This window comes from Salinimicrobium xinjiangense DSM 19287, assembly GCF_000423585.1.
Lineage (GTDB): Bacteria > Bacteroidota > Bacteroidia > Flavobacteriales > Flavobacteriaceae > Salinimicrobium > Salinimicrobium xinjiangense.
In genome coordinates this window covers 19,140-31,815 of sequence record NZ_KE384059.1, presented here as the reverse complement: position 1 = coordinate 31,815, position 12,676 = coordinate 19,140, and the positions used below count along the sequence as shown (strand labels likewise).

Annotated in this window: 11 protein-coding genes and 1 pseudogene; 2 read left to right on the top strand and 10 right to left on the bottom strand. The window is 41.4% G+C overall.

The features are described 5' to 3' along the window. Positions 1-64: 64 nt before the first annotated feature. From G564_RS0117890 to G564_RS0117865, 6 genes and pseudogenes are all read right to left on the bottom strand, one after another. On the bottom strand, positions 65-634 hold the full coding sequence (locus G564_RS0117890) for a DinB family protein (protein WP_029038862.1): 570 nt from the start codon (positions 632-634) through the stop codon (positions 65-67). Between the two features lie 22 nt (positions 635-656). Beyond that, positions 657-1,112, bottom strand: a complete 456-nt coding sequence (locus tag G564_RS0117885) for an SRPBCC domain-containing protein (protein ID WP_029038861.1) — start codon at positions 1,110-1,112, stop codon at positions 657-659. A gap of 79 nt (positions 1,113-1,191) precedes the next feature. Next, the gene (locus G564_RS0117880) at positions 1,192-2,022 is read right to left on the bottom strand and encodes a 3-keto-disaccharide hydrolase (protein WP_029038860.1); all 831 of its coding nucleotides are present in this window, start codon (positions 2,020-2,022) and stop codon (positions 1,192-1,194) included. Between the two features lie 644 nt (positions 2,023-2,666). Next, positions 2,667-3,539, bottom strand: a pseudogene (locus G564_RS20930) (Gfo/Idh/MocA family protein); the annotation flags it as partial. Positions 3,540-3,626: 87 nt separating this feature from the next. Further along, positions 3,627-4,271: a gluconate 2-dehydrogenase subunit 3 family protein gene (locus G564_RS0117870; protein WP_029038858.1), complete on the bottom strand. Its 645-nt coding sequence runs from the start codon at positions 4,269-4,271 to the stop codon at positions 3,627-3,629. Between the two features lie 4 nt (positions 4,272-4,275). Then, positions 4,276-5,970: a GMC oxidoreductase gene (locus G564_RS0117865; RefSeq protein WP_029038857.1), complete on the bottom strand. Its 1,695-nt coding sequence runs from the start codon at positions 5,968-5,970 to the stop codon at positions 4,276-4,278. A 130-nt stretch (positions 5,971-6,100) separates the two neighbouring features. Here G564_RS0117865 and G564_RS0117860 point away from each other — a divergent pair, with 130 nt between their 5' ends. After that, positions 6,101-7,087, top strand: coding sequence for a sugar phosphate isomerase/epimerase family protein (locus G564_RS0117860; RefSeq protein WP_029038856.1), 987 nt, complete (start codon positions 6,101-6,103; stop codon positions 7,085-7,087). Positions 7,088-7,147: 60 nt separating this feature from the next. Continuing rightward, positions 7,148-8,281, top strand: coding sequence for a Gfo/Idh/MocA family protein (locus G564_RS0117855; protein ID WP_029038855.1), 1,134 nt, complete (start codon positions 7,148-7,150; stop codon positions 8,279-8,281). A gap of 26 nt (positions 8,282-8,307) precedes the next feature. On the opposite strand, the gene G564_RS0117850 is transcribed toward G564_RS0117855, so the two are convergent. From G564_RS0117850 to tig, 4 genes are all read right to left on the bottom strand, one after another. Continuing rightward, positions 8,308-8,748 (bottom strand): VOC family protein, encoded by a 441-nt coding sequence (locus G564_RS0117850; RefSeq protein ID WP_029038854.1) that lies wholly within the window; start codon positions 8,746-8,748, stop codon positions 8,308-8,310. A 160-nt stretch (positions 8,749-8,908) separates the two neighbouring features. Next, on the bottom strand, positions 8,909-10,141 hold the full coding sequence (gene clpX / locus G564_RS0117845; RefSeq protein WP_029038853.1) for an ATP-dependent Clp protease ATP-binding subunit ClpX: 1,233 nt from the start codon (positions 10,139-10,141) through the stop codon (positions 8,909-8,911). Positions 10,142-10,198: 57 nt separating this feature from the next. Then, a complete protein-coding gene (clpP, locus tag G564_RS0117840; protein WP_029038852.1) occupies positions 10,199-10,873 on the bottom strand; it encodes an ATP-dependent Clp endopeptidase proteolytic subunit ClpP in 675 nt (224 codons plus the stop codon). 134 nt (positions 10,874-11,007) lie between these two features. Further along, positions 11,008-12,321: a trigger factor gene (tig, locus tag G564_RS0117835; RefSeq protein ID WP_029038851.1), complete on the bottom strand. Its 1,314-nt coding sequence runs from the start codon at positions 12,319-12,321 to the stop codon at positions 11,008-11,010. Positions 12,322-12,676 lie beyond the last annotated feature (355 nt).

Genomic DNA, 12,676 nt, shown 5'->3' with positions numbered 1-12,676 from the left:
ATCAAATATTAAGCTGTAAATCCTGAGTGTCAAAAATGGCATTTTTGAGGCTTTTTTTTTAGACTCAGGCGTCGGTTGCAGGAGTGGCAACATTCTCCATAGCCCGTCTTGCCTGGAGCAGATGTCTTTGGTTGTGATAAACTACCACTCTGAAGGTGTCCCCTAACCGCAGCTTCAGGTATTTAGAGATGCTTATTCCCGTTTTAGTGCGGGTAAGACTTACTCCTTTTGCCTTTTTAAGAAGCTCGAGCAATTTCTGCTGATGTTTTATAAAATGATCAATTACTTCCTTACTCAGTTTCTTTCCCAGAGGATTGGAAGCTTTTAATGTTTTCATTTTTTTTAAATTCTCCTTTGGCAGCATACTCTTCGCGAAATAATTACCTAAAAAGCCGCTTTTAAAGGTTTCTTCGGCGGGATGGGGAGAAGAGTCGATACGGGCTTCTATTTCAGGAACATAATAATCCCCGTAATAATTGAGGTGTTCAATACATTCCAATGGGCTCCAGGAATCCGGTGCCGGCCGGTGATTTAGTTCATGGGCAGATCTTTTGTTTAACTCCCGGGCAGATCTAAGGTTTGCCTCGGTGCGTTCTATAAGATCGTTAATTACTTCTGCAGATGATATCTTCATACTCCAAAGGTGAAAGTGAAAATCATTTATTTCTCATATAGTCAAATCCTCCTTTGCGGAGATTGATCCCATATTCCATATAGGCTTTGAGACAGGCAAGGAAGTTGGCCCAGCCTTCGGTGTTCTGTTTTAACCAGGTTATACCGGCGTCATTTGCTTCCATGCCGACTTCTGTCACCCGCACGAGGGTTTGAGATCCATTAAGCTCCTCAAGGGAGATATTCACCTCCAGGGTTTTACCTTCGGATCCTTCCCATTCAAAAATGACATTTTCGGGAGCTTTTACTTTTAAGATCTTTACCGGAAAGCTACCGGGGAATTCGGTAAATGCCCACTGCAGGGTCTTTCCCTCCTCCATCCTTCCGGAGCTTTCAGAAATAAAATATCCGGACATTTTTTCAGGGTCGACTATGGCCTCAAAAACCTCAACTATTGGTTTTGCTATTTGGAGTGCAGTTTTTATAACAAGCTTATCCATATTAAGGTATCTTTATCAGGTTTAGTATGATTCAAATAACAGCCTGTTTGGCTACTCCGCAGTAACAGCCTTAGATTAATTAAAGTCTCTTGATCTTAATATTTCTGAACCATACATCATCGCCATGATCCTGAAGCCCGATAAACCCTTTCCTGTCCTCCCCACCGGCATTAAGGAAATTTTCCCAGTCTTTAAATTTGCTGTTTTTCACCATCTCTTCCCATTGATCTGTCCATAAATGGTATTCCAGGACATTTTCTCCATTTTGATTATGCACCACAGTTCCACGGTACACCAAAATAGAAGCGGTGTTCCACTCCCCGGCCGGTTTGGCATTTTGAGGGTCTGCAGGGATGAGATCATACAAAGAGCCGGCCTGCCGGTTTCCATCTTTACCTAGGCGTGCATCGGGATGACGCTCGTTGTCGAGGATCTGCATTTCGGGGGCAGAGGTATAAATAGGCTCCCCTTCAACCTCTTCTGCCAGATAAAAGATCCCGCTATTCCCTCCTTCTGAAACTTTCCATTCCAGGGATAACTCAAAATCTTTAAATTCCTCATCATAAATAATGTCACCACCATTCCCCGCCTCTCCGGCACCAGAACCCACTACTTTTAGGGCTCCATCTTCAATAACCCAGCCCTGAGAAGGAAAAGAGTCTTTGTTATAGCCTCTCCAACCTTCGGTGGATTCGCCATCAAATAACAGCTCCCACCCTTCCTCTTTCTCTTTTTGGGACAGTGCATTTTCGCGTGTTTCTTCTTGCATAGTAACTTCTGTATTTTCAAGATTTTGATCACTTTCAGATTTTTCTTTTGATTCGCCACAGCCCGTGAGCAGTAATAAGGCGAAAAAGGAAAGAGAAAAAATCCCTGTGTTTATTTTGGTTAAGACCATATTTGTTTTCATTTTGATTTATTGGTTAAATTATTATTTCATAAAGTAATCTTTCAGGACAGTTTCCAGCCTTCTCTATAGTTATGCCTGATGTATTCTTCTGCGGCTTTTTGAGCATTAATGGTAGCATACTGAGTATCAAATTTTGGATCCCCGTCTACTACTGTAAATTTATCTGAAGTTACGACACGTATTTCTTCGTTTTCTCCGATATTTTTGATTCTCATATTTTCTCCATCCCATTCGAGCTTTTTCTTAAGGTCCTGAAGACGCACAGCCAGATTTCCCATTACCACAACTTCATTAAAAGGACCTGAATAACCAAAATGCGAACTGGCTTCAACGCGGTTTTCTTTAGATTCCTTACAGGCTCTCACCCAATCCATTTCATGATTGGTTTCTACACGCGGAATAGTTTTTTTAACCACCGGAGGATCATTTTCTCTTCCTATAATATAAGGATCTCGGCCATAGGTACTACAAATAATGGTTCCTTTTGTCCCCACGACCATAGCTCCTCCACCACCGTCACCCATTATCTTTCCGGGTTCGATACCTTCAGGGCGATCGGGCATTAAGCCGCCATCATACCAGGTCATTTTAAGCTCCGGCATTTTAATTTTTTCAAGGTTCTTTTCGGGGAAGTAGTAGGTCACTTTTTCAGCTATAGGAGCACTTTCTGTATTCAATTGGGAAGAACTTCCTTCAAAAGCAGTTGGATGACCTAGATTAAGTGCAAAATAAACGGGATCTATGATATGACAACCCATGTCCCCTAAGGCTCCGGTTCCAAAATCCCACCATGCTCTCCAGTTCCACGGGGTATAGGCAGGATGATAAGGCCTGTATTCTGCAGGTCCTATGAATAGATCCCAGTCAAGGGTTTCGGGCACTGGTGGCTGTTCAACCGGTCTCTCAAGCCCTTGTGGCCATATTGGCCTATTGGTCCAGCAGTGCGCCTCGATAGGATCTCCTATTTCACCGTTTTGAATCCACTCTGCGAACAGTCGGGTTCCTTCTCCTGAATGGCCCTGGTTACCCATTTGAGTGGCTACTCCGGTTTCTTTTGCAAGCCGGGTAAGATATCTGGATTCATAAATAGAATGGGTAAGCGGTTTTTGAAGAAACACATGTTTTCCCATCTTCATACTGTCTGCAGCAGTGATGGCGTGGGTATGATCTGGCGTTGAAATCACAACTGCATCTATATCTTTGCCCATTTCATCTAACATTTTGCGGTAATCATAATACCGTTTTGCCTTGGGATAATCTGCAAATGCTTTTGCGGCGTACTTCCAGTCAACATCGGCCATGGCTACAACATTCTTTCCGGTAATGTTATTTAAATTAGAGCGACCCATACCACCAACTCCTATACCTGCAATATTTAAGGTATCACTTGGTGCTGTAAAACCAACTCCTCCCAGAACATGTCTGGGAACAATAGTAAAGCCTGCAGCTGCAATAGCTGTGTTTGTAATAAACTTTCTCCTCGAGATACTGTTCTTTCCTGAATGATTTTTTTCCATGGTGACAAGGTTGGTTAATTGAATTTTAGAGTTGATTTAAAAAAAGTTCTTCCTGCCGGAATCCCTTCGTAAAAAATATTTTCATTTTTACAGGGACATGGCTCTTCCATTCCCTAATTTTTCCACGTCATCACATGGAATATATATTCCAGGAACAGGATCATACCAGAGTTCTTCTTCTCCAATTTCTTTACTGTTCTTCCATCCCCATATTCCCAATTCCCTTACAGTGTGAAGAAAAGCTGTTGCACTCTGTTCAAAATCTGTTCTTTCTGTGGGATCCTTATCCAAAGGATCCTGTCTTTCAGTTGTTCTTTTTAGATCTTCCCGGGACCTTTCCGGAATGACCCTAAAAAGCCGGGTGAGGATCTCTTCGTAATCTTTTGCCGTTGCTTCACTAATATCCTTCTTAAAGGTCTTTGTAAAAGCAGCTTTAAAATCTTCAGCTCCTTTCTTAAGCACATCCTGTTGTTCTTCTGTAGCCACTTCCTCCATATAGGAATCGACAAATTGAGCCAGATTTAAATCAGCCGCTCCGGGAGTTTCTGTCGAGGGCAGGATTATGTTCAGGACCTTTTCCAGTACTGCCCCGTTTGATGCACTGAGAAAAACCGGCTCCCAACCAGGTTGAATAGAATTTTTACAACTTTGAAGCAGGCTGAAAGCAGAAGGCCCTACTACAAGAAATCCTGCTCCCAAACCTAAATTCTTTAAAAGCTGTCTCCTCTTCATCAAATCAGGTATTAGAGCTATTAAAATTCTTTGAAGCATGATCAACTGCCCTTGCGGTCATGGCCATGTACGTAAGCGATGGATTTTGACAGGCTGAAGAAGTCATGAATGAACCATCTGTAACATATACATTTGGAACAGCATGGATCTGATTATTTCCATTTAAAACCGAGGTCTTCGGATCTCTTCCCATTCTTGCAGTACCCATTTCATGTATTCCCAACCCGGGAGCGCCCAATCTGTCTACAGGAACAATATCATTAAAACCGGCTTTTTCAAGCATTAGAACTGCCTGCTCCACCATATCTTTTCTCATTTCCAATTCATTTTCTTTGAATTCTGCATCAAAATTTATTGTTGGAAGTCCCCAATCATCTGGTTTCTCATAGTTGAGGGTCATTTTATTCTCATGATAGGGTAAGGTTTCACCAAATCCGGTTAAGCCCATTGTCCAATCTCCAGGTTGTAAAAGCGCTTCTTTTAATTCTTCCCCAAAACCTATTTCGGCAACGCTCTTTGTCCAGTCTCCTCTAACAGCTGCTCCCTGGTAGCCATAACCCCGAAGAAAAGGCATTTTGTCACTATCATTAAGATTCCGGAATCGCGGAACGTAAATTCCGTTAGGTTTCCTTCCCTTATAATATTTATCCTTAAAACCTTCATGTTTTCCTGAAGCTCCTGCCTTAAAATGGTGATCCATGATGTTACATCCCAATTCGCCACTGTCGTTACCCATACCATCGGGAAAGCGATCTGATCTGGATTGCATCAGGATAGCTGTAGAAGCAATTGCCGATGCACATAAAAAAATCACTTCTGCCTTATATTCTATTTCTTCTTTGGATTCAGCATCGATCACTTTTACACCGGTAGCTTTCCCGGATTCGTGGTCATATACAACCTCATGAACGATAGAATTAGGCCGAAGGGTCATATTTCCGGTACGTTCGGCAGCAGGTAAAGTAGAGGAATTACTACTAAAATATGCGCCATAAGCACATCCCCGAATGCAACGGTTTCTGTACTGGCAGGGAGAGCGACCTTCAAAAGTCTTACTTCCGGTAAGATTTGCAACTCTTCCGGTGGTTAGGACCCTTCCGAAGTTTTCAAACATGCTCTTTTTTAGGTGATCTTCCATGCAATTGAGTTCCATGGCAGGAAGATATTGGCCATCTGGCAACTGAGATAAACCTAAATTTTCTCCACTTACACCAATAAAAGATTCTACATAATCATACCAGGGAGCGATATCCTTATATCTTACAGGCCAGTCCACGCCTATTCCTTCCTTTTTATTAGCTTCAAAATCAAGATCACTAAGTCTGTAACTGTGACGTCCCCACATGATGGAGCGACCACCTACGTGATAACCGCGTATCCAGTCAAATCTTTTAGTCTCGTTGTAAGGGTGCTTTAGATCATCAACAAACCAATGCTTACTGGCTTCGTTGGTAGCATAACCTGTTCTCGATTGTTTTTCCTGCCTTTTTGCCTGCTCCCGGGTGATTTGGCCTTTAAATTTATAGGTCCAGGGATCATCGTTCATTGTAGGATAATCCTCTATGTGTTTGACCATTGGTCCTCTTTCAAGTACCAGGGTTTTAAAACCTTTTTCACATAATTCTTTGGCGGCCCACCCGCCACTTATGCCTGTGCCCACAACAATAGCATCAAAGATATTGTTCTCGTAAATCTTCATTTACTTTTAGATTTTACAGGCATATAAATCAGTTGAGCTACTTGCTCTTGTATTTTTTTTAACTATTCCGTATTCATTGTAGAATAATTGGTTTAAATTAGGATTTTCTGAAATCCTTAACAAATAAATTATGAAAATAATTTCACATTGCTCTCGCCAGTTATTCCTGTTGCTGGTTTTTGTCTTTACGCTAACTTCATGTAAGAATGACAATAAACAAGAAGAGAAAATCATTGCTGCAAATGAAGAAATACAGGAAGATCTGTTCTTCAAACTTTCCCTCGCCCAGTGGTCCCTGAACAAGCCCATTTTTGCAGGCGAACTGGATCCAATGGATTTTGCCCAAAAAGCCCACGAGTTGGGATTCGACGGAATTGAATATGTCAATCAATTTTACACCCCTTTATTTAAAGATGCTGAAGATCCTGAAGCTGCACTTCAAGCGGTTTTGGACACTTTAAAATCCAAAAGCGAAGAATTTGGTGTAGAAAATGTCCTTATCATGGTAGATGGAGAAGGTGATCTTGCTACCGGTGATCAGGCTGCGAGAAGACAGGCGGTTGACAATCATAAGAAATGGGTGGATGCTGCCGAATTCTTAGGTGCGCACTCCATTAGGGTTAACTTATTTGGAAGTGACGATCCGGAGGAGTGGAAGCAAAATGCCAGTGCCGGTCTTTCTGAACTTTCTGAATATGCCGCACAAAAAAATATAAATGTAATTGTGGAAAATCATGGCGGACTGTCCTCTAATGCCAAACTACTGGTCGAAGTTATTGAGCAGGTAAATATGGAAAACTGCGGCACTTTACCCGACTTTGGGAATTTTTGCATTAAGCGCGAGGCGGGTTCTTGCGTAGATAACTACCCTGTTTATCAGGGGATTGAAGAAATGATGGAATATGCCAAGGCTGTAAGTGCAAAATCATATGATTTTAATGAAGAAACCGGTGAAGAAACTACCCTGGACTTTTCCAGGATATTAAGAATCGTAAAAGATGCAGGTTATACAGGCTTTATTGGAGTTGAATATGAAGGCAACCGACTTTCTTCAGAAGAAGGAATTATAGCCACCCGGGACTTACTAATCCGCGAGGGAAAAAAGCTGCAGGACTAAACAGTAAAACAGTATTAAAAAATCCCTTTTTTGAAGGGTAATAAAATTCAGTTCTCAAGCATGAGTAATAATATTAAACTCGGGATAATTGGAGGCGGAAAAGATTCATTGATTGGCATCCTCCATAGAGTGGCCTCTGGAATGCACAGTAAGTATGAAGTAGTAGGAGGAGTTTTTAATACTGAAATTCAAAAAAGTCTTCAATACGCTGAAGAAACGGGGATCCCTTCGGAAAGAGTTTATAAAGATCTTGACAGCCTCATAGCCGGAGAATTATCTCTTCCAGATGAAGAAAAGATGCAGGCAATTTGTGTTCTCACACCAAATTACCTGCATTTTTCAATGGCTAAAAAACTGGTTGACAATAAATTTCATGTAATATGTGAGAAACCCTTAACCACTACCTATGAGGAGGCGCAAATCCTTGAGGAGAGCGTACGGAGATCAAGGATCGTTTTTGCTGTTACATATACCTACACAGGTTATCCTATGGTGCGACAAATGAGAGAGATGATCTTAAGGGGAGACATAGGTAAAGTTCAAAAAGTAGATGTGCAATATTACCAGGGATGGATCAATCCAATAATTCATGATCCGGAAAAAAGAGCCAAAACCTGGCGTCTGGATCCTGAAATTTCAGGAAAAAGTTGCTGTATTGGGGATATTGGCAGTCATGCCTATAACATGATTGAATATACCACCAACCTGGAAGTAAAAGAAATTCTGGCAGATCTAAATTACCTCTACGGGGATAATGAAATGGATGTGGATGGAACTGTACTTTTAAGATTTTCGGAATATGTAAAAGGCGTTATTAGATCCAGCCAAATTGCAACAGGGGAAGAAAATAACTTTAGGGTGAGTATTTATGGTGAAAAGGCTGGTTTAAAATGGGAACAGGAAAACCCTAATTACCTGTATTTGCTACAGGACGGGGAACCATTAAAAACTTTAAAACCCGGCCATGCCTATAACGGTGAACTTTCATTAAGTGGCACAAAGCTGCCTCCCGGTCATCCAGAAGGAATATTCGATTCTATGGGAAACATATACCATGGTGTGGCAAAAGCGATAAATAAAGAAGGTTACGATCCTGCAGAATTCCCAACAATCAAGGACGGCCTAAGAGGCATGAACTTTATTGAAAAAGTATTAGAGTCCAACAAACAGGGAAATGTGTGGGTGAAGTTATAAACTCCAGTGTTTTTTAGCTTCTTTATTTAACTGTTCCCTTCGGGTTTTTCGTAATTGATAATCCAGGTAACCCCGTACTTATCTGTACACATTCCGTAGTAACTGCCCCAAAAAACATCTCCTATCTGCATAGTAATAGCACCTTCTTTGCACAAGGCTTCAAAAAACCTATCGGCTTTTTCTTTACTGTCCACATCGATGGCAAGGGACACATTGTTACCTTTTACTACTTCGGGACACCAGCCATCGTCACAGTCACTGCCCATTAAAAAACATTTTTCCCCCAGCGGAAGGACAATGTGTTTTATCTTATTCATTCTGTACTCCGGAATCTCCAGGCCTTCATCTGACGGGATATCCCGATACCGGCTTACATGAGAGAACTCCCCTCCAAAAACCGATTTATAAAAATTAAAAGCTTCTTCACAATTGCCGGAAAAAGTTAAGTAGGGATTTAATTTTTCCATTTTTTACTGATTTACAAAACATTACATTCTAACTAATTTACATTTTATAATAATGTGATGTATTAAAATTTTCAAAAAAACCAGCAGGAGAAGAAAATCCTCCGAAACAAAAAAAGCCACGCTCATAGCGTGGCTCTAAAAATGTCATTTTTGACACCTCTTATGAGACTGCTTTTAATCTTTTAATCCCGGATTTATCCAGTTTCTCTTCGGCGTAATCTTTATCAACTACCAATTTACTGGCTGCACCTTCGGGCATTTCAAACATGGCATCGGTAAGTATCGCTTCACACAAGGATCTCAATCCCCGGGCTCCCAATTTGTATTCTATTGCCTTATCTACTATGAAGTCCAAAGCCTCATCTGTAATGGTGAAATCGATGTCATCCATTTCAAACAATTTTTGATACTGCTTGATAATGGCGTTCTTGGGTTCGGTTAAAATGGATCGAAGGGTTTTCTTGTCCAGCGGATTCATGTGCGTAAGCACCGGCAAACGCCCAATGATCTCCGGAATCAACCCATAGTCCTTAAGATCTTTGGGAATAATATACTTCAGCAGGTTTTCGCGTTCAATAGCATCGTCGCTTTTCGAAGCGCTGAAGCCCACTGCCTGCATATTAAGCCTTTTACTGATGTTCCTTTCAATTCCGTCGAAAGCTCCACCGGTAACGAAGAGTATATTTTCTGTGTCTACTTCAATAAACTTTTGGTCGGGATGCTTTCGACCTCCTTTGGGCGGTACGTTCACTGTAGTTCCTTCAAGGAGCTTAAGCAAAGCCTGCTGTACCCCTTCTCCTGAAACATCACGCGTAATAGAAGGATTGTCACTTTTACGGGCGATCTTATCGATCTCATCGATAAAGACGATCCCGTGCTGCGCTTTTTCCAGGTTATAATCGGCAGCCTGCAGCAGGCGGGTAAGGATGCTTTCCACATCTTCCCCTACATAACCGGCTTCGGTCAAAACTGTCGCGTCAACTATAGCCAGAGGCACATTAAGCATTTTGGCAATGGTCTTGGCCATAAGGGTCTTTCCGGTTCCGGTTTCCCCTACCATGATAATGTTACTCTTCTGGATCTCGATCTCATCTTCACTTACCGGCTGCAGCAATCTTTTATAGTGATTGTAGACAGCCACAGAAAGTACTTTTTTTGTATGCTCCTGCCCTATTACATATTGATCTAAAAAGGATTTAATAGCCTTGGGCTTTCTCAACTTAAGTTCAGAGGAGAGTTCTCCCGTACCATCCTGCTTGGATTCTTCTATAACGATACCATGTGCCTGCTCAATACAACGGTCGCAGATATGAGCGTCCAGTCCTGCAATAAGCAGATTGGTTTCAGGTTTTTTCCTTCCGCAGAAGGAACATTCTAATTCTTCTTTTGCCATAAAAATTTTTGTTGCAGCCTTAGCAAAGGCTTCTCTACATTCTTTAAAAAGGGCTTTTTACTCCCTTGTCAAAATTTCATCTATCATTCCGTATTCCAGTGCCTTCTGGGCTTTCATCCAATAATCCCTGTCGCTGTCTTCATGGATCTTCTCATAAGACTGCCCGGTATGCTTGGCGATGATCTCATACAACTCCTTCTTAAGGATAAGGATCTCTCTTGCAGTAATCTCAATATCACTTGCCTGACCCTGAGCCCCTCCAAGAGGCTGATGGATCATCACTCTTGAATGTGGCAGCCCACTACGTTTTCCTTTTTCACCTGCACATAAAAGAACTGCTCCCATTGAAGCCGCCATTCCGGTACAAATTGTAGCCACATCTGGCTTTATGAACTGCATGGTATCATATATTCCCAATCCGGCATAAACACTTCCTCCCGGAGAATTGATATATATCTGAATGTCCTTGGAGGAATCTGTACTCTCCAAAAACAACAACTGTGCCTGAATGATGTTAGCTACCTGGTCACTAATCCCGGTGCCAAGGAAGATGATACGATCCATCATTAGTCGGGAGAAAACATCGAAAATTGCAATATTCATCTGTCTTTCTTCAATGATGTTGGGAGTCATTCCCTGCGGATACATACTGCTGATAATCTTGTCGTAGTAGTTGCTGTTGATCCCATGATGGCGGGTAGCATATTTTTCAAATTCTTTTGCGTAATCCATTGAATTCCTCTGTGATTTTTTCTGTTATAAAATGAAAGTTTTAAACTACTAAACTTCCTGTATTATTTGCTAAAAAAGGCGTTAGACCCGGTTTGGTCTAACGCCTTAAAGATAAGTATTAATTTATTAAAGATCTATTGATATACCTCTTTAACAAATTCTTCGTATGTTACTTCTTTCTCTTCCAGATTTACTTTTTCCTTGTAGAGCTCTAGAAGCTTTTGATTCATCAATTGTTCAGACAGACGCTTTACCTCATCCTGACGGGAAAGTATACGCGCTGCGATATCATCAAGCTCCTTATCTTCGGGATTCATCTGGCCAAACTGTGCCATTTGCTCTCTTATCCTGTCTTTGGCAAAAGCCTTAAGATCCTCAAACTTCACCTCAAGATTATGCTCCTGAACAAGTTTTCCTTCTATCAACTGGAATCTTAATCCTTTTTCACTCTTTTCGTACTCCTCACGAGCTTCTTCGGCTGTCAGTTCTTTTTCTCCTGCAGTCTGGATCCACTTCTGAAGAAATTCCTTTGGAAGATCAAACTGCGTACTTTCGATCAACATTTCGGTAACATCATTCAGCAGTTGCTGATCGCTTTGCTGCTCGAATTGCTTTGCAGCATCTTCTTTGATCTTTTCTTTAAGTTCGGTAACGGAAGTCACCTCCCCTTTTCCGAAGAGTTTATCGAAAAGCTCCTGATCAAGCTCTGCCAGCTCCTGAGTGCTCACCTCTTCAACATGAAATTCTACTTCCACATCAAGACCATGGGCTTTGTCATGCTCTACCTTAAGGTACTCCATAAGCTCATGATCATCGGCAAAAAGACCTTTTGTGCTCACCTTGATCACATCTCCTGCCTTAGCACCAAGAAAAGGTTCTTTGTTTTGCACTTTTTCAAGCTGCAAGGTGGCTTTTGCATCGATCCCTTCAGCTTCATTTTTGAAAGTTCCGGTTACCTGGTCCCCTTCTTCGGCAGTTTCTTTGGAAATTAATTTTCCATATTGCTTCTGAATGGTCTTCACCTGGTTCTCGATCATCTCGTCACCCGCGACGATCTTGTAATGAGTGATTGGTTTTTCATTGTCAAGGCTCACTTCAAACTGCGGAGAAAGACCAAGTTCAAATTCGAAGGTATAGGTTTCGCTGTCCCAGTCGAAATTGTCCTGCTCTTTAGGCAGCGGATTTCCGAGAACATCCAGTTTTTCTTCGGTAAGATATTTATTCAAAGCATCCTGAAGCAGCTTGTTCACCTCATCTACCAAAACAGCTTTTCCATACTGTTTTTTCACCATTCCCATTGGCACATGACCTTTACGGAAGCCTGGGATATTTGCATTTTTACGGTAATCTTTCAGGACTTTTTCAACTTTACCGCTGTAATCTTCTTTGGCTATATCAACCTTGATCACTGCATTAAGTTCGTCAATATTCTCTCTCGTGATATTCATTATAAGCGCTTATAAAAATTGGTCTGCAAAAGTACAATTTTTTTGAGAGCAAGCAAAGTTTCAAAAACCTGAAATTGAGATAGATTATCGGCGGGAAATTTTAGGATTTTTTTACCGAAATAGTGGCAGATATAAGGGTGCCATTTGGAGAGATTTAGTTTTAGGAACCGGATTTGAATTTGAGATTCTATTTCGGGAGGGTTTGTTGCACGCAACAGGTCTCAGCCCTTCAGGCTGAAATAAGTACATGGTATTCTGAACCCGGAGCGATGCTCCGGGCTAAATTGTTTAAGGCCTTCAGCCTTGAACCAACAAAATTATAGAGCAAAATTTTCAACTACAAAAACCTACTATT

Bases quoted from the DNA above. Each gene is read 5' to 3' on its own strand.
- G564_RS0117890 (WP_029038862.1), bottom strand. From the start codon at position 634: ATGAAGATATCATCTGCAGAAGTAATTAACGATCTTATAGAACGCACC.
- G564_RS0117885 (WP_029038861.1), bottom strand. From the start codon at position 1,112: ATGGATAAGCTTGTTATAAAAACTGCACTCCAAATAGCAAAACCAATA.
- G564_RS0117880 (WP_029038860.1), bottom strand. From the start codon at position 2,022: ATGAAAACAAATATGGTCTTAACCAAAATAAACACAGGGATTTTTTCT.
- G564_RS0117870 (WP_029038858.1), bottom strand. From the start codon at position 4,271: ATGAAGAGGAGACAGCTTTTAAAGAATTTAGGTTTGGGAGCAGGATTT.
- G564_RS0117865 (WP_029038857.1), bottom strand. From the start codon at position 5,970: ATGAAGATTTACGAGAACAATATCTTTGATGCTATTGTTGTGGGCACA.
- G564_RS0117860 (WP_029038856.1), top strand. From the start codon at position 6,101: ATGAAAATAATTTCACATTGCTCTCGCCAGTTATTCCTGTTGCTGGTT.
- G564_RS0117855 (WP_029038855.1), top strand. From the start codon at position 7,148: ATGAGTAATAATATTAAACTCGGGATAATTGGAGGCGGAAAAGATTCA.
- G564_RS0117850 (WP_029038854.1), bottom strand. From the start codon at position 8,748: ATGGAAAAATTAAATCCCTACTTAACTTTTTCCGGCAATTGTGAAGAA.
- clpX (WP_029038853.1), bottom strand. From the start codon at position 10,141: ATGGCAAAAGAAGAATTAGAATGTTCCTTCTGCGGAAGGAAAAAACCT.
- clpP (WP_029038852.1), bottom strand. From the start codon at position 10,873: ATGGATTACGCAAAAGAATTTGAAAAATATGCTACCCGCCATCATGGG.
- tig (WP_029038851.1), bottom strand. From the start codon at position 12,321: ATGAATATCACGAGAGAGAATATTGACGAACTTAATGCAGTGATCAAG.